General features: G+C 67.7%; 17 protein-coding genes. 3 read left to right on the top strand and 14 right to left on the bottom strand.

The genetic code is table 11. The features are described from left to right. The first annotated feature begins 10 nt into the window (after positions 1–10). A complete protein-coding gene (locus BN976_RS11380; protein WP_036370811.1) occupies positions 11–610 on the top strand; it encodes a TetR/AcrR family transcriptional regulator in 600 nt (199 codons plus the stop codon). Here the strand turns inward: BN976_RS11380 and BN976_RS11385 are convergent. The 14 genes from BN976_RS11385 to BN976_RS11450 form a co-directional block, all read right to left on the bottom strand. Then, positions 607–2,046 carry a carotenoid oxygenase family protein gene (locus tag BN976_RS11385; RefSeq protein WP_036370813.1) on the bottom strand — a complete coding sequence of 480 codons (1,440 nt, stop codon included), beginning with the start codon at positions 2,044–2,046 and terminating at the stop codon, positions 607–609. The genes BN976_RS11380 and BN976_RS11385 overlap by 4 nt on opposite strands. Positions 2,047–2,111: 65 nt before the next feature. Further along, a complete protein-coding gene (locus tag BN976_RS11390) occupies positions 2,112–3,368 on the bottom strand; it encodes a WS/DGAT domain-containing protein (protein ID WP_109489594.1) in 1,257 nt (418 codons plus the stop codon). Between the two features lie 29 nt (positions 3,369–3,397). Next, positions 3,398–4,201, bottom strand: a complete 804-nt coding sequence (locus tag BN976_RS11395; protein WP_036370815.1) for a hypothetical protein — start codon at positions 4,199–4,201, stop codon at positions 3,398–3,400. Further along, positions 4,198–4,911 carry an Rv1363c family protein gene (locus BN976_RS11400; protein WP_036370816.1) on the bottom strand — a complete coding sequence of 238 codons (714 nt, stop codon included), beginning with the start codon at positions 4,909–4,911 and terminating at the stop codon, positions 4,198–4,200. Before BN976_RS11400 ends, BN976_RS11395 begins: the two co-directional genes overlap by 4 nt. Before the next feature lie 160 nt (positions 4,912–5,071). Next, positions 5,072–6,571: an MCE family protein gene (locus BN976_RS11405; protein WP_011781751.1), complete on the bottom strand. Its 1,500-nt coding sequence runs from the start codon at positions 6,569–6,571 to the stop codon at positions 5,072–5,074. Position 6,572: 1 nt separating this feature from the next. Next, positions 6,573–7,724: an MCE family protein gene (locus BN976_RS11410; RefSeq protein WP_011781752.1), complete on the bottom strand. Its 1,152-nt coding sequence runs from the start codon at positions 7,722–7,724 to the stop codon at positions 6,573–6,575. Continuing rightward, positions 7,724–9,088: an MCE family protein gene (locus BN976_RS11415; protein ID WP_051558400.1), complete on the bottom strand. Its 1,365-nt coding sequence runs from the start codon at positions 9,086–9,088 to the stop codon at positions 7,724–7,726. The genes BN976_RS11410 and BN976_RS11415 overlap by 1 nt, the downstream gene beginning before the upstream one ends. Beyond that, entirely contained in the window at positions 9,085–10,437 is a 1,353-nt protein-coding gene (locus BN976_RS11420) for an MCE family protein (RefSeq protein ID WP_011781754.1), read from the bottom strand. The genes BN976_RS11415 and BN976_RS11420 overlap by 4 nt, the downstream gene beginning before the upstream one ends. Next, on the bottom strand, positions 10,434–11,474 hold the full coding sequence (locus BN976_RS11425; protein WP_011781755.1) for a virulence factor Mce family protein: 1,041 nt from the start codon (positions 11,472–11,474) through the stop codon (positions 10,434–10,436). The genes BN976_RS11420 and BN976_RS11425 overlap by 4 nt, the downstream gene beginning before the upstream one ends. A gap of 34 nt (positions 11,475–11,508) precedes the next feature. Then, positions 11,509–12,957 carry an MCE family protein gene (locus BN976_RS11430; protein WP_011781756.1) on the bottom strand — a complete coding sequence of 483 codons (1,449 nt, stop codon included), beginning with the start codon at positions 12,955–12,957 and terminating at the stop codon, positions 11,509–11,511. Between the two features lies 1 nt (position 12,958). After that, positions 12,959–13,813, bottom strand: coding sequence for an ABC transporter permease (locus BN976_RS11435; RefSeq protein ID WP_011781757.1), 855 nt, complete (start codon positions 13,811–13,813; stop codon positions 12,959–12,961). Continuing rightward, positions 13,810–14,577, bottom strand: a complete 768-nt coding sequence (locus tag BN976_RS11440; protein ID WP_011781758.1) for an MlaE family ABC transporter permease — start codon at positions 14,575–14,577, stop codon at positions 13,810–13,812. The genes BN976_RS11435 and BN976_RS11440 overlap by 4 nt, the downstream gene beginning before the upstream one ends. A 167-nt stretch (positions 14,578–14,744) precedes the next feature. Continuing rightward, on the bottom strand, positions 14,745–15,218 hold the full coding sequence (locus tag BN976_RS11445) for a VOC family protein (protein WP_036370820.1): 474 nt from the start codon (positions 15,216–15,218) through the stop codon (positions 14,745–14,747). 153 nt (positions 15,219–15,371) lie between these two features. After that, positions 15,372–15,992: a TetR/AcrR family transcriptional regulator gene (locus BN976_RS11450; protein WP_199558931.1), complete on the bottom strand. Its 621-nt coding sequence runs from the start codon at positions 15,990–15,992 to the stop codon at positions 15,372–15,374. A 97-nt stretch (positions 15,993–16,089) separates the two neighbouring features. On the opposite strand from BN976_RS11450, the gene BN976_RS11455 reads away from it, so the two are divergent. Beyond that, positions 16,090–16,974 carry an alpha/beta fold hydrolase gene (locus tag BN976_RS11455; RefSeq protein WP_011781761.1) on the top strand — a complete coding sequence of 295 codons (885 nt, stop codon included), beginning with the start codon at positions 16,090–16,092 and terminating at the stop codon, positions 16,972–16,974. After that, positions 16,971–19,904, top strand: a complete 2,934-nt coding sequence (locus BN976_RS11460; protein ID WP_036370822.1) for an aminotransferase — start codon at positions 16,971–16,973, stop codon at positions 19,902–19,904. Before BN976_RS11455 ends, BN976_RS11460 begins: the two co-directional genes overlap by 4 nt. Positions 19,905–19,927: the final 23 nt, after the last annotated feature.

A 19,927-nucleotide genomic window follows, 5' to 3' on the forward strand; every position in this document is an offset into this window, starting at 1 on the left:
TCCTAATAAAATGGACTCGCAAGTCCATAAATTCACGGTGAAGGGACGCGCCACCCGAGACCGAATCGTCGAGGGTGCCGCGGCCGAGATCCGGGAACGCGGAGTCGCGGCGACCACGCTCGACGACATTCGCGCGCGCACACAGACGTCGAAGAGTCAGCTCTTCCACTACTTCCCGGACGGCAAAGACCAACTGCTGCTGGCAGTCGCCGAGCACGAGGCGCACATGGTGCTCGAAGACCAGCAGCCCCATCTCGGTGAGCTCACGTCCTGGGCGGCATGGCGGCGCTGGCGCGACGCAGTGGTCGACCGCTACCGCAGGCAGGGCCAGCACTGCCCGCTGGCGGTGCTGATGTCGGAGATCGGGCGCACCACACCGGGCGCGGAGGCGGTGAGCGCGGCCTTGGTCACCAAATGGCACGGCGAGATCGCCACCGGTATCCGCGACATGCAGGCGCAGGGCAAGATCGCCGACCGGGTCGACGCCGACCGCACCGCCGCGGCTCTGCTGGCCGGCATCCAGGGCGGTGTCGGAATCATGCTGTCCACAGGCGATCTCGGCTACCTCGAAGCCGCCCTGGACGTGGGCATCGCCGCGCTGCGCGACTAGGCGGTGGGCACCCAGTTGCCGTGGAACCCGGCCGGCACCCGGTGCGGCAGATTGACGGCGGCGACGTCGTCGAGGGTGGCGGCGTCGAGGATCGCCAGCTGGCTGCGATCCGTCGGACGATCGTAGATGTACCCCATCAGTACCCCGTCATCCTCGGCCGCGTCCGGCGATGATGGATGGAACACGAACTCGCCCAATGTCTTTCCTGCGCCGAACGAGCGGGACACGGACCCTGCTCCGACGAAGTCGTGCTTGAGCAGGGTGTCTGCGCAGGATCCGCCGCCGGTGACCGTCGGGGCGTAGCCGTACCGGTGCCGCCTGCCCACCACGCGTTCGTCGACGCGCGGAAACTCCTGTCCCCGATCGTCGATCCGCGACTCCCGCACCTTTCCGTCGGCGAGGTCGACGGTCCACCGCTCCAGCGTCGGCATGCCCTCGTTGGGCCCGAGATGATCGGTGGCGAACATCTTCTCGTGCCGGACGACGTCGAGGACGACGGTGTCCCCGTCGTCGAAGGCGTTCATCGGATGGAAGACGTAGCACGGTTCGACCTCGAACCAGCGGACGTCGCCGTTGCCGCCCTCACGCGGCATCACTCCGATGCGCGCCGGATATCGCGGGTTCCACGAGTACGGGAACGCGGCGTCGGAGCTGTCGCGGCCCGGCCGGCGCGCCGCAAGCGGATCAGGTATGCGCACCCGGCCGATCAACGCGGACAACACGAGTCGCGCCGGCAGTTGCAGCCAGCGCGGCACACCGATCGTGGCGGCCTGACGGGAGTCGAAGGTCACCGGCAGGTCGTAGAACACCACGTGCCGTTCGGTCAGGGAGAAGTCGTGCATCATCGGGCTGCCGGTGACCTCGACGTCGACGGTGCGCCCGGCCCGACCGTCGACACCGATCACCGAGTACTGCACGGTATTGCCGTTCAACAGGCAGTAGGACACCGCGTGCAGTTCGCCGGTCCCGGGGTCACGTTTGGGGTGCGCGGTGTATCCGCCGGCCAGCGTGCCGTCGAAATCGCAGACGCCGACGGTGTCCAGGTCGTCGGTCAGCTCGTACTGGGCCACGCCGGCTTCGATCAGCGCCAGCGTCTTGCCCGCGTGGCCGATCACGTTGGTGTTGGCACCGATCGGGGTCAGTCCGTAGTCCCCTCGGGGCGGCGTCTCCCCCAGCGCCTCGGCGACCCGCGGACTGCGCACCCACCGGTTGCGGTACCACTCGGCTTTTCCGTCCCGGATGCGGATGCCGTGCACCATGCCGTCACCGGTGAACCAGTGGTAGAGCTCGGGGTCGACCTCTGCGACCGGGTTCGGGCCGTTGCGCAGGTAGCGGCCGTCGAGATACGCCGGGATGTCGCCCACCACGTCGAGATCGGTGAGCGTGTATTCGTTCACCACCGGTGCAAACGCGCCTTCGAGGTACTGATTGACCATCGCCGATCCCCTATAACAGCGTTATACGTGGATCTTGTATAACACCGTCGGGGCGCCATGTGGGGCTAACGCAGCTCCCGCTCCAGTCGTTCGACGTAGGCGTCGATGTCACCGATCGCCGAGTCGGCGGCGTGCACGCTGACCGCGACCGTGCCACCGATGCCGTGCACGCCGTGTGTCACGCCCATCATCGGGGACAGCCCCGGAAATCCGGTGGTGAGCACGACACGCGCATCGCCGAAGCTGAGGTCCTTCGCACCGCGGTTGACGCTGGACACCACGGTGTTGCCCGTGACCGTCGACGACCGCGCCTCGGGGTTGAATTTCCCCACCCCCCAGCGCAACAGCGGCGCGGGGACGGCGGCCAGGGCGGCCGCCTCGGCAGCCATCGCCGGATGGGTGGCCCGACGCCGACGCTGATGGAGATCGGCGGCGATCGAACGGACCCGACTGGAGAGCTCCCGGTCCGGGTAAAGGCCCACGCCGACGTTGCCGAAGTGGTTGTACGACAGCCGCGGTCCAGCTTTGGCCATCGGTACCTCGGCCCCCAACTGCGCCGGGTCCTCGCCGAATTCGCGTAGGTGACCGGCCAGCGCAGCCGAAATCGCGGCCAGCGCACCGACAGTGACCGTCGCGCCACCGAACCGCTCCCGCGCACACACCACGCTACGTAGGTGACAGGCCCCGGCCGGGCGGGCGTTGCTGCGCAGAGCGGGCCGCGGAACCGCCTGTGGTGGAACCATTCCCGCATCGGTATCGCGAACCAGACGTCGATACGCACGACCCGCGCCGAACGCGCGCAGCGGCAGCGCGGCCGCTCTTCCCCGGTGTGCGGTCAACGCAGGCACGTCACCGGCGCGGCCGAAGAGGTGGGCTGCCAACGCCGAGGCCCGGATGCCGTCACCGAGCGCGTGGCAGATCTGCAGCACCGCAACCGAACCCGCTCCGGCCTCGGGCAGCCCTTCGACGGCCGGGAAGACGTGCAGCCGCCAGGTCTGCACGCGGGGGTCGACCTGCTCGCCGACCAGCCCCGCGACCGCGGAGAGGCAGCCTTGCCAGGTGGCGTCGGCGAGCTGATGCACCACAATCTGGTCGGCGCCGGCCTCGCGCGGCGCCCACACCGGATATCTCCAGAATTCGGTGTCTTCGATGCACACCCCGAGGTCGGCACACTGCTGCGCCCTGTCCCGAACCACGCGCAACGCCCGGTCCAGGTCGGCCACGGGTCCGTCGAATGCGTACAGCAGGAACTGGTCGCTGGGAACCGAGGCCGACATCCAGTACGTCTGGGCGTCGACCGCCGAGAGCCGGCGCACCGTCATGACGCGAGACCAGGCGCGCAGCGCAGCGGCTACACCGGGTCGAACTTGGAGATCAACCAGCGGTCGCCGACCTTCTCCAATGTCACCCGCACACTCGACGCCGTGTCGGTGGGCACGTCCGCTCCGACCGACACCGTCTGGTTCACGAACAGGAGCACCACCGCCTCGGTCGGCGTGGCAGACACCGACGCGGCCGCGGGCACCGACGCGACCGCCGAGATCTGCTTCTCCTTGGCGCCCGGAATCACCACGTCATTGGTCAGCGACGTGTACGAATCGCGGAACTCCCCGGTCAGCAGGTCGCGTGCGGCGCCGAGCTGCTGCTCGACGGTGTCGGGCTTGTAGGACAGGAGGGCGATCGTGCTGTCCCTGGCGATCTGCACGGTCTTCTCCGCGAGGGACAGTCTGCCGCTGGGGCTGGCTTCGATCGCACTACTTCGGAAGGTGGTGTCCTGCCACTTCAGGTAACCCGCCCCGAGCGCCAGTACCAGGGCCAACGCCGGCAGCAGCACGAACGCGGTCAGGCGCGCCCATTTGCCGTCCCGTTTCGGCGTGGCGGCCGCGTCCTCGGTGACCTCGGCGTCCTCACCGGCGTCCTCGGTGACCTCAGCGTCCTCATCGTCGTCCTCGGTGACCTCGGCGTCCTCATCGGCGTCCTCGGTGACCTCAGCGTCCTCATCGACGGTGTCGGTCTCCTCGGCGCCGGTCTTGTCGGCCGCGGACTCCGCGTCGTCAGTGCCCTTGGCGAGATCGACGGTGCCCTTGACGGGCTCGTCGGCCGCCGCGGTGGTGTCCTCGGTGATATCTGCGGTCCCGGTCTTCTCGTTGCTCATGGCACGAACTCCACGTTGGACACCTTGGCGTCGTCTCCGATCTTCTCCACCGAGATGCGCATCCGCCACGCCCGCGGTTCCTGTTCGGGTGCGCCGGCGTTCGACGTCTTCACCGTCACCGCGACGAGCACCTGTGCTTCGTTGGCGCCGGCGGACTCCAGCCCGGCCTCGGCGACGGTCCCCACGGACTTGGATTGGGCCTGCTTGACGACCTCCACGAACGGCTGCGCGCGCTGCTGGAAGTCGTCGTAGAAGGTGCCGGTGGCCGAGTCCAGGATGCGTTGCACGTCCGCCTCGGCGTTCTGCCAGTCGATCGTCGTGAGGTTGAGCGCGCCCTGTCGGCCCACCTGCAGGAACAGTTCGCGCCGGTGTTCGTCGCGGTTCGCCTCGTACGTGCGGTACCCCATCCAGGCGGTGAGACCCGCAAGAGCCAGCACGCCGACCAGGCCGGCGATGAGCGCGACCTTGACGTGCGACATCGGACTGCGCGGGGCGGCCTCGGCCCCGTCGGCCTCGTCGGCATCCTCGGCTTCGTCGGCCTCTGAATCCTCGGTTTCGAGGTCGTATTCTTCGATGACCTCGGAGTCCTCCGCCGTGTCCGACTCGATCTCCGCTGGATCCGCGACGGGCGCCGCCGCGTCGGCGGGGCTCCCGGCGGGCGCGTCGACCTCGGTGGTCGACTCCTCGGCGGGTCTCTTCTCGTCTGCCATCAATGTTTCCTCAGCGGCCGGCGGGCCAGATCGGGGTCGGGTGCACAGGTCGGTACCAACCTACGTGTCCGACACCATATCGTCGGCGACCTCGGGGTAATTCGATGCACCGACTATTGCCGGACCCTCGGGCAGTGGACGCGCACCCCGAGTCGGATCGTCAGCCGCCGGGCGGGACGAGCATCGACTGCCACGGCCGCTCCCCGGACGCACCATCGGCAAGGTTGGACTGGGTGTACACCTTCCCGTCCGGCCCGACGTATTCGCCAGACGCGGGGTCGTATTCGGCGGCCGCGACGGGCAGCGGCGGCGTCCCCGGTGGAGGAGGCGTCACCGCGACCGGAACATCCGGCGGCACGTCTGGAATCGGCTCCCCGGACAGGGTGGCGTTCGGATCGCCCTTCCAGTTGTAGCCGTCGTTGAGCGGCACGTAGACCTCGTTGCTTTCGCAGTCCTGCCATGTCGGGGCGCGTTTGCCCGGTACGGAGATGCACGGCAGGTTGCGGGCGCCGCGGACGTTGAACGGCGCATCCTGCGGGACGCGGCAGTACAGGTTGCCCACCGGCCTGTCGGGGTAGTCCTCGAAGGTCGGCACCCGACGCTGCTGCGCCGGCAGGAAGCCGGTGGTGCACGGGGGCGGCAACTGCTGCGGCGGCAACGGGATCGGCGCAGGCAGCAGCGGGATCGCCAGGTTCAGGTTGAAGACCAGGGCATCACCCATGTAGTCCTGCTTGGTGTTGCGCTTGTGCACGCCGACGGCCTGCGTGACCGCGGTGCCCTGCGGCAGCAGCACCAGCAACTGCTCGAGGCTGGGCTGATAGGTGACCGCCACCTCGCCGATGCTCACCAGGTTGGCCAGCACGATCGGCAGTGTCGGTTGCAGGCGGTCGAACAGCGCCCGCACCTCCTCGGCGCCGCCCGGTCCCTTGTCCAGAATCCCCGCCACGGCGGGGTCCTGGCTCTGCAGCTGACCGGAGATACTGGCCAGATTCGCCGCCCACGCCTGGATCGAGTCCCCGGTCTCGGTCTGCGAATCCAACACCGGTTTGGACTGGTCGATCAGCGTCGTCAGCGACTCGAGGTTCTTGCGGGCGTCGATCGCCAGCGCTGTGCTCCCGGTGACCAGGCGGCGCAGTTCAGGCCCCAGCCCGCCGACGGCGGTGTAGGCCTCGTCGATAACCGTCTGCAGGTTCTCCTGCGGGATAGCCTCAAGGCCGGCGTTCGTGGCGTCCAGGACCCCGTTGATGTCCGTCGGAACCGTCGTGCGGTTTATCGGGATGACGTCGCCGTCCTTCAGCACCGGCCCGTCGGCGCTGCGCGGCAGCAACTGGACGAACTGCTCACCGACGGAGGACACGCTGTGCACCTCGGCTTCGAGGTTGGCGGGGATCTCGACGTTGTCGTTCAGCGACAGCACCGCCTCGACGCCGGTGTCGGTCAGCTGGACGCTCTTGACCTCCCCCACCTCGACGCCGCGGTAGGTGACGTTGCCCCTCGGATACAGGCCGCCCGTCTCGGGCAACTCCAGGGTCACCCGGTACTGCCCGATGCCCAGGAACGCGGGCAACCGCATGTAGGCGAAGACCATGATCACCAGGGCAGTCGTCGCTATGACGGCGAAGATCGCCATCTGGATGAGGATTTGACGAGTCAGACGCATGCTATGGCCCCTGGTCCCAGCGGTACGGAGCGATCAACGGGTTGCCCGCGGTGCCCGGGCCGCCCGCGTTGCACGGGTTGGGGAACTGCCCGATGGTGCGGCCCCACTGCAACTCCAACCAGGTCAGGTCGCACTCCCACCGGCTTCCGGTGAAGAACCCGGAGTCGATCCTGCTCAGTGTCAGGTCGAGGATCAACGTCAGGTTGGCATAGTCGCCGCGCATCCAGTTGGTGAGCGTCTCCTTGGGGAAGGGGAACGTCGGCAGGAAGCTCAGCGCGCGGGTCAGTGCGGGACCTGCGTCGGCCAGTTCCTCCAGTACCGGGCCGAGGTCTTCGAGCTCGGCGACCAGCGCCTCCTTGGTCTGGTTGACCGAGTCGGCGGCCAGCGCGCTGAACCTGCCCAGCTGGGTGAGCGCCTCGGCCAGGTTGTTGCGCTGGTCTTTGAGCACGGCCAGCGCATCGGGGATGGTCCGTAACGCCTTGTCCACCACGGGCTTCTGCTCGGCGAGCTGCCCCATCAGGTTGTTGAGGCTCTCGGCCGCGGCGATGATGTCGTCCTTCTGGTCGTCGAGGTAGCCGATGGCCTTGTCGAGCTGCTCGATCAGGCTGCGCAGGTCGTTCTCCCGGCCGGTGAAGGCGGTGCTCAGCGCCTCGGTGATGTCCTGGATGTCGCCGATGCCGCCGCCGTTGAGCAGCAGGGCGACCGCGGCCAGCGCCTGTTCGGTGCTCGGGTACGCCCTCGATGACGAAAGTGGGATCAGCGAGCCCTCTTTCAGCCTGCCCTGCGGCGCCTCGTCGGTCGGCGGCGCCAATGCGATGTGCAGCGAACCCAGCAGGCTGGTTTGACCGAGTGTCGCCGTCGCGTTCGCAGGCAACTCGACGTCGCCGTTCAGCTCGATCGTCACCAGCGCATGCCAGCCCTGACGTTCGATCTTTCTGACGTGGCCGACGTTCACGTCACCGACCCGGACGCGGGAGTTCGGCTCGATGTTGTCGACTTCCGGCATCTGCGCCTGGATCTGGAACGCTCCCGGCCCCGTGCCCTGGACACCGGGCAGCGGTAAGGAGTTCAGCCCGCGCCAGCCGGCACAGCCCGACAGCAGCCCGGCCAGCACGGCGGCGACGACGATTGCGCGAAACGCCCTGGCGCGCATCATGATCCCGCTCCAGCCGGCACCATCAGGCCCTGAAGGCCGTCAGCCGGGTTGGGCGCGGTGGGCACCGCCTCCGCGGGCAAGAGCGGACCCAGCGCCGGGGGCAGCGGCGCACCTGCCGGTGGCTGTGGCGCACCTGCCGCGGGCTGCGGCGCACCTGCGGGTGGCGGAGGCGCCGCCGAACCTGGTTGCGGCGGAATGTAATCGGGCCGCAGCCAGTCCTCGCTGTAGGTGAGCTCATTCGGTCGGGTGGTGGCACCGACGAAGACGTTCTGCGCGAGCGGCAGGAAGTTGTACTGCCGGTTCTTGATGATCGGGGCCATGTATTGCACGCACAACTTCGCCGACTCCTCGGCGCCCAGGCGTGACGCCGCCTGAACCGCGCCGCACAGGAAGGAGACCGGATCGGCGAAGTTGTTGATCATCGGCACGCTGCTGACCGCACCCTGGGCGGGTTGCCAGATGTTGACGTAGTTCTGCAAGGTGTTGGGAGCCACGTGCAGGAACTGCTTCACATCGGCGAGACTGTCCGTCAACGCCTGGGTCACCCCCGCCAGCTTGTCCGAGGTGGTGCCCAGCGATTCGCGATTGTCGGCCACGAACGTCTGGACCTCGCCGACGGCCTTGTCGAGGTCGCGGACCGCGTTGGCCACCTCGTCGGGATCGTTGGCGAGTAGGCCGGTCACGCTCGCGAGGTTCTGGTTGAGCTGCCGCATCAGGTTGGTGCTGTCCTGCAGCGCCGACACCAGGGTGGCCAGGTTCTTGACCGTGGAGAAGATGTTGGTGCTGTTGTCACCGAGGGCCGAAATGGCCTGCGACAGCTTGATGACGGTGTCCCGGATGTTGGCACCCTCGCCACGCAGATTGTCGGCGGTGGTGTTGATGACGGAGCCGAGCGGGCTCACGCCGCCGGGCTCGGTCGGCTGCAAGGTGTCGGCCAGCTTCGCCAGTTGCTGGCGAACCTCGTCCCACTCCACCGGGACCGCGGTGCGTTCCCGTGGGATGACCGCGTCGTTCTCCATCACCGGCCCACCCCGATAGGCGGGAGTGAGCTGAATGGTCCGGGCCGTCACCAGCGTGGGCGACAAGATCACCGCCTTCGCGTCGGCCGGGACCTTGTACTTGCTGTCGTACCAGAAGGAGACCTTGACCGACTCGGGCTGCGGCTCGATGGACTCGATCTTGCCGACGGGCACACCGACGATGCTGACAGCGTCGCCTGCATAGATGCCGTTGCTGTTCTCGAAGTACGCGACGGCATGTGTGCGGTTGATCGCTTCGGTGGTGCGCAACAGCACAACCACGCCGCCCACGAGGATCACGGAGAGTGAGGCGATCAGCAGGATCCGGAGGGTGCGCGTCACTGTCCGGCCTCCGCGGATCCGAGATGAGGCGTCTCACCGGGGGCGGGCACCAGCACCGGCGCCGGGGTCGGCCCCGGAATCGACTGCTGACCCGGCTGCGCCTCGGCGGGCGGCCCCGGCGGCGGCCCGCCGGGTGGCGGCGCGGGCAGCGGCTCGCGGTACGGGTAGCAGCCCGGGCCGGGCAACGGCAACCCGGGCAACCCACACGCCTGGTCGCCGGGATTGCCGGTGATGGCGTCGGGAACCGTCAGCCGCGGCTCGCCACCCTGCCCTGTCCGGGGGTATTGCCCCGGCATGGCCGGTGTGCCCGGCTGGCCGACCGGCGGGTCGGTGAGTTCCGACGGCAGCAGCACACTGGGATCCACCCCGAGGTCGGAGAAGGCGGAGTCGATGAACGGCTGCAGGAACTGGCCGGGAAGCAGGTTGGCGACATAGGTCTTGAAGAACGGTCCGGATGCCACCGATTCGCCCAGCGACATCGAGTACTGCTGAAGCAGGTGGATGGACTTCTGCAGGCGTTCCTTGCGGTTGTCGATGATCGTCAGCACGCCGTTGAGCTTGTCCAGCGCGGGCTTGAGGGTCTCACGGTTCTCGGCGATGAACCCCACGAGTTGATCGCTGAGCGCCGAGATGTTGCCGGAGATCTGATCCAGTGCGGCGCTTTGGTTTTCCAGTTCGATCAGCAGGGCGTTGCTGTTGGCGATCAGGCTCACGACCTGATTGCTGCGCTCGGCCAGCACCGTCGTCGCCTTGTCGGCGTTACCCAGCAGGGACCGCAACTCCGCATCGCGTTCGTTGAGGGTCTCCGAGAACCGCGCGACCCCCTCGACTGCGACCCGAAGCTGCGGCGGGGTGTCGGCGAACGTCGCAGACAACACCCTCAGGGATTCGGACAGCTGATCGGTGTTCAGCCCGCTGATCGTCATTGCCAGATCGCCCAATGCGTCCGGCAATTGGTACGGCGACGTGGTGCGCTCGAGCGGAATCGGACCGTCGAGTTGACCCTCGCCGCGCGAGGTGATCTCCAGCATCTTGGTGCCCAGCAGGCCCCTGGTCTTGATCGCCGCCTCGGTGCGCTCACCGAGCCGGATGTCCCGGGCGACGGTGAACGTGACGAGCGCGAGCGATCCGTCCAATTCGATGGACTTGACGTCACCCACCGTGAAGCCCGAAACCTGCACGTCTTCACCGGTTTTCAGGCCACCCGCCTCGGCGAAGTAGGCCTTGTACTCCTTGCCCTGCAGGAACGGCAGCCTGTCGTAGTTCAGCGACACCAGCACAATGCCGATCGTCAATGCCAGCCCGACGATGCCGACGACGAACTGGTTCCGTTCACTGAAGGATTTCATCGCGGCGCGCACCTCCCGGTGGACTGGCCGGCGACCTTGACGTACACCGGCTGCCCGCCCTTACCGTTGAGTTTCAGCACGATGTCGCACAGGTAGAAGCTGAAGAAGTCACCGTAGATGCCTTGCCGCGCCAGCGCTTGATAGGCGTCCGGGAGCGTGTTGAGGAAGTTGTCGAAATACTCGTGGTCGGCCACCACGATCGCCGCGGAGCGGTCGGTCTCCTTGATGGTCTTGGCCAGCGGCGGACGAGCCTGCGCGAGCAGGTCCGCGATACTGGCGGCCGCGGCGTTCGTATACGCCAGGCCGTTGCTCACGTCTTCTTTGCGGTCCCGCAGCGTCTGCACCAGGTCGGCGAGCGAGTCGATCGCCTTTGCGAACTGGTCGTTCTGATCACCCAGCGATCCCAGCACGACGTTCAGGTTGGTGATCACCTCGCCGATCAGCTGGTCCCGGTCGGCCAGCGTGCTCGTCAGCGTCGCGGTCTGGGCCAGGAACGAGTTGATCGTTCCGCCCTGACCCTGCAAGGCCGAAATCAGCTGACCCGACAAGGCGTTCACCTGTTCGGGATCCAACGCCCGGAACAGGGGCCGGAATCCACCGATCAGCGCGTCGAGGTCCAGCGCCGGCGCGGTGCGGGCCAACGGAATCGTTTCTCCCGGCTTGAGCGTCGTCGTGGCGCCGGCACCCTCCTGCAGCGCCAGATAGCGCCCGCCGATCAGGTCGTCGTAACGGATGACGGCCCTGCTGCCCTCGGTCAGCACCACCGACTGATCCGCGGTGAACTCGACCAACGCCGTCGTGTCGGGTTGAATGGCAACCTTTTTGACCTGGCCCACCTCGACGCCGGCGATGCGGACGAAGTCCCCGTTCTCCAGCCCCGTCACATTGCTGAACGCGGCCTTGTAACTGTGGGTTTTCTCCCCGAAACGCATCTGACCGAAGACCGCGAACAATCCGAACACGCCGACCAGGCACACAGTCAGGAACACGCCCAGACGCAATGCGTCATGGCGAACCCTGGTTGTCAAGCCCGGCATGGCGGTGTACCTCTCCTCGCTTTTCCGGCGGCGGTCATGGGGACGGAGCTGCCTCGCGCGGCAACGGCACGGGTGGTAGGGGTGTCGGCTGCATCTGCGCCGGGTGCTGAACGATGAACGGCTCGGAGCCAGGCGTCGGCCCGGGGTCCCGCGGCGCCATCGGCGGCGGCGCCGGGGGCAGCCCCGGCCACAGCGGGGTGCCGTCCGGTGCGTACAGGTCCGCGCCGTAGGCGGGTGCGCCCGGATACGGAATCGGCCCTATCGCAGGCCCGCCGAAGAGGTTGCGGATGCTCGGCGGTTCCGGCACCGCCCGGGTGGTCGGCAGGTAGTTGGCCCAGGCCGGGAAGCCGATGCCCGGGTTGGGCCGCCAGTCGATCCCGGTGCCGAATCCGGTGTTGGTGACCAGGTTTCGCACCGGCCAGTTCTTGGCGACGTCGGGCAGCGAACCACAGCTCGGCTTGCCGCCCGGTCCGCCCTTGGCGCCGATGACCGGCAGGTTGTCGGGGTAGTGGTACGGGTCGTCGCCGAGCGTCAGGCCGACATCGAGGACCAGTGTTCGCCCGTTCCCGCCCGGCGCGTCATAGCCGCCCGTGTCCAGCAGGGTCTTCGCGCCCGTCAGCAGACAGGTGTACGACGGGCTGTACTTGTGCAGCAGGTTCGTCGTCGGCTCGAGCACGTTGATGGCCTTGATGAGGTTGGCCTGGTTGGGCGCCAGCAGGCTGATGCCGCTGTTGGAGAGTCCGGTGGTGGCCATCAGCAACGCATCCAACTGGGTGGCACGGTTGGTGATGGTGGTGCTGGTTGTGCTGAGCGCATCCAGCGTGGTCAGGATGTCCTGTGCGGCAACGCTGTAGGTGTCGTTGAAATCTCGCAGCGCCCGCCAGTTCTCGGCGATCGTCTCGTTGCGCGGATTCAGCTCGAGCAGGACCTGATTGGCGTCGGTGGTGGCCTGGCCGATTCGCTCGCCCTGCCCGCGGACACCGTCGGCCAGCGCGGACAAGGTGCTGTTGAGCTTGGCCACATCGATCCGCTTGATGATGTCGACGACGTTCTGGAACACCGTGTTGGCCTCGACGGTGACGTTGCGGGATTCGATCACCTGGCCTGCCTGTAGCTGCCCCTTGGGATCCTCCGGATAGACCAGGTCGACGAACTTGGCACCGAAGACCGTGGTGGCCCGGATCTGACCTTCGATATTCGCCGGGATGAACTTGATCTTGTCCTTGTCGATCTCCAGCTTCAGCGCCACCGGCTGGCTGCCGCCCTGGATGGCGGAGACCCGCCCCACCTGGACACCGCGCAGCTTGACCTTGGCGCCGGTCTCCATCACCAGGCCCGACCGCTCGGAGGTCAACGTGACCGTTTCGTGCGCCCTGAAGGTGCCGAAGAACAACGAGTAGGTCAGCCAGAGGGCGACCACGGTGAGGATCACCAGGATCAACGTCCACCAGGCGGGGTGCAGGCCTTCTTCGTGTCCTTCCATGTCACCCTGCCAGATTGAAGTTGCCGGACTGGCCGTACACGGCCAGTGAAAGCATCACGAGGACGAACGCCGAGACGATCAGCGAGGTACGCACCGCACGACCGACGGCCTCCCCGACGCCCGCGGGCCCGCCGCGCGCGGTGTAGCCGTAGTAGGTGTGCACCAGCATGATGATCACCGAAAGGGCGATGCACTGACCGAACGACCACATCAGGTCGGTGGGATTGAGGAACGTCTTGAAGTAGTGGTCGTAGACACCGGTCGATTGACCGTAGATGACCGTCGTGCCGAACCGTGCCGCCCAGAACGCCATCAGCACACCCACGCAGTACAGCGGGATCACCACGAGGAAGCCGGCGATCACCCTGCTGGAGGCGAGGAACGCGATGGACCGAATGCCCATCACCTCGAGCGCGTCGATCTCCTCGTTGATTCGCATGGCGCCCAGTTGTGCGGTGGCGCCGGCGCCGATGGTGGCCGACAAGGCGATCGCGGTCGTGGCCGGTGCGATGAGCCGCACGTTGAAGTACGCCGACACGAAGCCCGTCAACGCCTCCACGCCGAGTTCGGAGAAGTCGCTGTAGCCCTGCACCGCCACCAGTGCGCCGGTGGTCACCGTGAGGAACCCGACGATCGCGACCGTCCCGCCGATGACGATGAGTGCCCCTGCCCCGAGGCCCATCTGGGCGATGATCCGGATCAACTCGACGCCGTAGTGGGTGAAGACGTAGCCGACGGAGCGCAGGGTGCGGCCGTAGAACTTGGTCTGCGTTCCGATGTGATTCCAGGGGTCGGCGACGCGGGCGAATTGGCTTTTCAGCCAGGGGAACTGGGAGTGCGGCCGGGAGACGGTCATAGCGTGATCTTGATCGCGACAGCGGTTGCGACGATGTTGATGGCGAACAGCGCCATGAAGGTGAACACCACGGTCTCGTTCACCGCGTTGCCGACCCCGGCGGGGCCGCCCCGCACGGAAATCCCTTTGTAGCAGGCGATCAGGCCGGCCGAGAGCCCGAACAACGCCGCCTTCACCAGCGCGATGACCACGTCGGTGGCCCCGATGATGAGGGTCAGGCCGGCTGCGAACGCGCCCGGCGACACGTCCTGGATGTAGACGACGAAGAAGTAGGCACCGGACAGCCCGACCAGAATCACGGTGGCGGACAGCGCGAGCGACACCACCATGGCGGCAAGCACTCGGGGAACCACGAGCGCCTGAATGGGATTGATGCCCATCACGCGTAGCGCGTCGAGCTCCTCACGGATGGTTCGCGCACCCAGATCGGCGCACATGGCGGTGGCGCCGGCTCCGGCGACCACCAGCACCGTGACGATCGGCCCGATCTGGCGCACCGTGCCGAGGGCGGCGCCCGTACCGGAGAAATCCGAGGCACCGATCTCTGTCAGCAGGATCGTTTCGATGAAGGTCAGCAGGACCGTGTAGGGAATGGTCAACAACAGCGTCGGCAGGATCGACACCCGCGCGACAAACCAGGCCTGCGAGATGAATTCGCGCCACGCGAACGGTGGCTGGAACATCGCCACGAACGTGTCGAGCGCCATCGAGTAGAAACCACCGAAAGCGCGCACGGGCTTGGAGATCACGTCAGAAGCGACCATTTATCCGGCCCCTCCTCGTGTAAACCTCGCCGCCATACGCCCTCCGACAACCGGCCTGGCCCCGATTCGGGTGGGGCTGAGGTTACACAGGTGAGGACGCCGGGAAAGCGTATATCAACAAATTCCGGCCCGGCAACACGGACGGCGTCCGACGAGCAGGAGGCCGGCTAGACCCCCTGCACGGCGTCCTCAAGTTGCGCAATCAAGATCTTGCGCATACCCAACATGGCCTTGGTCGCGGCCGCGGCGCGGGCCGGGTCGGGGTCGCTGGTGAGTTCGGTGAGCCGGTCGGGCACGATCTGCCAGCTCAGCCCGTATCTGTCTTTGAGCCAGCCGCACTGCGACTCCTGTCCCCCGGCGACCAGCCGATCCCAGTAGTAGTCCACCTCCGCCTGGTCCCGGCACGCCACCGTGAACGACACGGCCTCGGTGAAGGGGAACTGAGGGCCACCGTTGATGCCGATGAACCGCTGACCGCCGAGCGTGAACGTCGCGGCCACCACCTCCCCGGGCGTGCCGGGGCCCGCCTCGGTGTAGCGCTCGATCGTCTCGATCGCCGAGTCCGGAAATATCGAGCTGTAGTAGGCGATGGCCTCCTCCAGGTCGTTGTCGAACCACAGCGACGGCGTGATGGTGGGCATGGGCGGCTCCTTCGGGTCGAATGTCGATACCCTTCAGACCACGGAGCGGGGCGCGACTCATCGGCGGGAGCGGGGCGCGACTCATCGGCGGGAGCGGGGCCCGACTCATCGGCGGGAGCGGGGCGCGACTCATCGGCGGGAGCGGGGCGCGACTCACCGGCGGGTGTCTTGACCCCCGGGGACCGCGCCGACGGCGCGTAACGCGAAGTCCAGCACGGCGACCTCGGCCTGCTTGCGGGCCTGCGGGTCGTCGGTGGTCTGACGGACGAGCAGCCTGCTGACGAGGGCGTTGACGGCCACCGCGTCGATTTCTGGTTCGGCCAGCGGGAAGGAGCCGTCCCGCCGGCCCCTGCGCAGGATCTCGGCGAGCGAGCTCTCCCGCTCGGCGTGAAGCCGTTCGCGCATCTCGCGGTATCCCTTGGCGGCCCGGACCTCGTCGGAGTCGATCACCGTCAACTGCAGCCGCTGCTGCGGATCCACGATGATGTCGAACATGGCCGCGATCCAGTCGGCCAGCTGGTCGGCGGGACTGCCGACCGCGGCGTCGGCGATGCGGTCCACCTGGGCGATCACCGCCTCGCACTCCTGTCGCAGCAGCGCCAGGAACAGGTCGTCCTTGGACAGGAAGTGGCGGTAGAACGCCCGGCTGGACAACCCGGCGCTGCGCAGTATCGACGTCATCGGGATCGGCCCGGCGTGGGGATGGGCCAAGCACCGGTACGCGGCCTCGATGATCCTTCGGCGATCGCCGTCGTGGTCGGGCCCCGGTTGCACAAGGAAAGTTTAGGGTCGCCCTGCGGTCCTGGACCCGAGATCGCCGCAACCCACAGCCTGGGTAGCGTGATCCCGGAGATCAGCCGAGAGGACGCCTGTGAGCACTGTGAGCAGCGAACCGACGACCGTGACGTTTCGCGGGGCGGAGGATCTGGCGCTGGTCGCCGACGAGTGGAACAACCCCGCCGAGGCGGCGTCTTCGGGCCGCGACTTCGACGCGTCGCGCCCCTCGGTGCTGATGCTGCACGGGGGCGGCCAGAACAGGTTCTCCTGGAAGAAGACCGGCCAGACCCTGGCTTCCCAGGGCCTGCACGTGGTGGCCCTCGACAGCCGCGGCCACGGGGACAGCGACCGCTCCCCCGATGCCAACTACACCGTGGAGGCGTTGTGCGCCGACACGCTCGCGGTGCTGCGCCAGATCGGCCGTCCGACAGTCCTGATCGGCGCCAGCATGGGCGGGCTCACCGGCATCCTCGCGTCCCGGCAGGCCGGCCCCGAGCTCGTCACCCGCCTCATCCTCGTCGACGTCGTCCCCCGCTACGAGAAGGACGGCAGTGCCCGGATCCGCGAGTTCATGTTCAGCCACGTACACGGCTTCGAGTCGCTGGAGCAGGCCGCCGAGGCCGTGGCCGCCTACCTGCCGCACCGGACGAAGCCGCGCAGTCCCGAGGGACTGAAGAAGAACCTGCGCCACCGCCACGGCCGCTGGTACTGGCACTGGGACCCAGCGTTCCTGACCAAACCGAACGAAGACCCGTTCGTGCGCGTCGAACAGCTCGAGCAGGCCGCGATCGAGTTGACCATTCCGATCCTGCTGATTCGAGGCAAACTGTCCGATGTGGTGAGTGAAGAAGCGGTGCAGGACTTCCTGACCAAGGTGCCCAACGCCGAGTTCGTCGAGCTTCCCGGTGCGGGGCACACCGCCGCCGGGGACGACAACGACGCGTTCTCCGAAGTCGTCGCCCAGTTCGTGCTGCGGTGAGCACCCGATCCACCGCGGGCTTCAACTTCCTGGAACAGCAGGAGTTGCCCGCCCCGCAGGTGAGCGAGGCCCAGGCGCAAGACATCCTGTTCACACACTACGGTCTGGCCGCGCATGTGAGCGCGCTGGGAAGCCAGCAGGACAAGAACTTCACGGTCCGCGACGACGGCGGCGCGGTGGTCGGGGTGCTCAAGATCGCCAACCCGGCGTTCACCGCCGAGGAACTGGCCGCCCAGGATGCGGCGGCCCGGCGGATCGCCGAGGCCGAACCCGGTCTGCGGGTTGCGGTGCCGCTGGCCAACGCCGCAGGCGAGACACGCACCGCGGTCGACGGTGTGCTCGAGGGCACCGCCCTCGTGCGACTGCTGCAATTCCTGCCGGGCGGCACCGTGTCGGAGTCCGGCTACCTGACCCCGGACTCGGTGGCCGGCCTCGGCGATGTCGCGGGCCGCGTCAGCCGGGCCCTTGCGGATTTCACCCATCCGGGCCTGGACCGGATCCTGCAGTGGGACTTGCGGTTCGGGATGCATGTGGTCGGCGAGCTGAGTGCGCACGTCGGTGAGCCCGCGCTGCGGCGCCGGCTGCAGACCGCCGCGCGCGACGCGTGGGCGCGGATCGCACCACTCGACGATGCGCTGCCGCGACAGGCGGCTCACATCGACCTGACCGACGCGAACGTGGTGGTCTCCCCGGCGGACAGCCGCCCCGACGGGGTCATCGACTTCGGCGACCTCTCGCACACCTGGGCGGTCTCCGAGCTGGCGATCACCGCCTCGTCGGTACTGGGACACGTCGGTGCACAAGTCACTTCGGTGTTGCCGGCGATCCGCGCGTTCCACGCTGTGCGTCCGCTGTCGGTGGCAGAAGCCGACGCGCTCTGGCCGATGCTGGTGTTGCGAACCGCGGTGCTGATCGTCAGCGGAGCGCAACAGTCCGTCCTGGACCCCGACAATGAGTACCTCACCGAACAATCCGACGCCGAGCAGCAGATGTTCGACCTCGCCACCTCGGTCCCGATCGATGTGATGACCGCGGTGATCAAGGCCGGCCTGGGGATGGCGCAGCCGTCGCCGCCGGTTCGGGTGCAGGCGCAACTGATCGGCGCGGACAGGACCTCTACGGTCACCCTCGATCTGTCCACCACATCCGAGGTCTACGACGACGCGTTCGACGCCGCCGGGGTGATGCGCTCCGATATCGAGGACGAATCCGCAAGGGCCGCAATGCATCAGGGCGCCACGGTGGTGGTCACCCGCTTCGGAGAGGCCAGGCTGGACCGGGCGCCGAGGTTGAGCCAGGACAGCCCTGAGGTGGTGGCCACCGGGATCAGCATGTGGACAGCCGCCGACACCGACATCGCAGCGCCGTGGGACGGCGAGGTGGTCACCGATGCCACGGGATCGATCACGCTGCGCGGCAACGACTTCGAGGTGACCGTGGTCGGCGCGGCGCCGGCCGGCGGCGCCGCGGTGTGCGCCGGCGAGGTCCTGGCCAGTGCCCGGGCCGGTGAGCGGATCGAGGTGAGCGTTCGCCCTGTCGGTGTGCCGGTCGCCCCACCGTTCATCCGCGCCGATCTGGCACCCGGGTGGCTCGCACAGGTCCGCGACCCCAGGCCACTGCTCGGGCTCGCGCCGCTCGAGCAGGACGGCGCCGCCGACCTGCTTTCCCGACGGGACGCGAGTTTCGCTCCGGTCCAGGAGTTCTACTACCGCACGCCACCGCAGATCGAACGCGGCCGACGGCATTACCTGATGTCGACCGCGGGCCGCAGCTACCTCGACATGGTCAACAACGTCACCGTGCTCGGGCACGCACACCCGCGAATCGCCGACACCGCCGCCCGCCAGTTGCGCAGGCTCAACACCAATTCCCGGTTCAACTACGAGGCCGTCGTCGAATTCAGCGAGCGGCTGGCGGCGCTGCTGCCCGACCCACTGGACACGGTCTTCCTGGTCAACTCCGGCTCGGAGGCCAGCGACCTGGCGATCAGGTTGGCCACCGCGGCCACCGGCCGGCGCGACGTGGTCGCGGTCCGTGAGGCCTATCACGGGTGGACGTACGGCACCGACGCGGTGTCGACGTCGACCGCCGACAACCCCAATGCGCTTGCCACCCGCCCGGATTGGGTGCACACCGTCGAGTCACCCAACAGCTTCCGCGGCAAGTACCGCGGCTCGGAGGCATTCCGCTACGCCGAGGACGCGGTCGCCCAGATCGAGGCGCTGGTCATGTCGGGACGACCGCCGGCGGCGTTCATCTGCGAAAGCGTGTACGGCAACGCCGGCGGCATGGCGCTGCCGGACGGCTACCTGAAGCAGGTTTACGCGGCGGTGCGGGCCGGCGGCGGGCTGGCGATCTCCGACGAAGTCCAGGTCGGCTACGGCCGGCTCGGTGAGTGGTTCTGGGGATTCCAGCAGCAGGATGCGGTGCCCGACATCGTGTCGGTGGCGAAGTCCGTGGGCAACGGTTACCCGGTGGGAGCGGTGATCACCACCCGCGCCGTGGCCGAGGCGTTCTCCAGCCAGGGTTACTTCTTCTCCTCCACCGGCGGAAGCCCGCTGTCCTGTGCGATCGGGATGACGGTGCTCGACGTGCTGCGCGACGAGGGACTGCAGGACAACGCCCGCCGCGTCGGCGCTCACCTCAAGACCAGGCTGGAAGGGCTGAAGGAACGTCACCCGCTCGTCGGCACCGTGCACGGGTTCGGGCTGTACCTGGGGGTCGAGATGATCCGCGACCCGCAGACCTTGACCCCGGCAACCGCGGAGACCTCGGCGATCTGCGACCGGATGCTCGACCTCGGGGTGATCATCCAGCCCACCGGCGACCACCAGAACATCCTCAAGACCAAACCGCCGCTGTGTATCGACGTCGAAGCAGCCGACTTCTACGTCGACACCCTTGACCGGGTCTTGACCGAAGGTTGGTAACAGCCGCCCAGCCGAAACTGAAG

Source organism: Mycolicibacterium austroafricanum, assembly GCF_000612725.1.
In the GTDB taxonomy this organism is placed as follows: Bacteria; Actinomycetota; Actinomycetes; order Mycobacteriales; family Mycobacteriaceae; genus Mycobacterium; species Mycobacterium austroafricanum.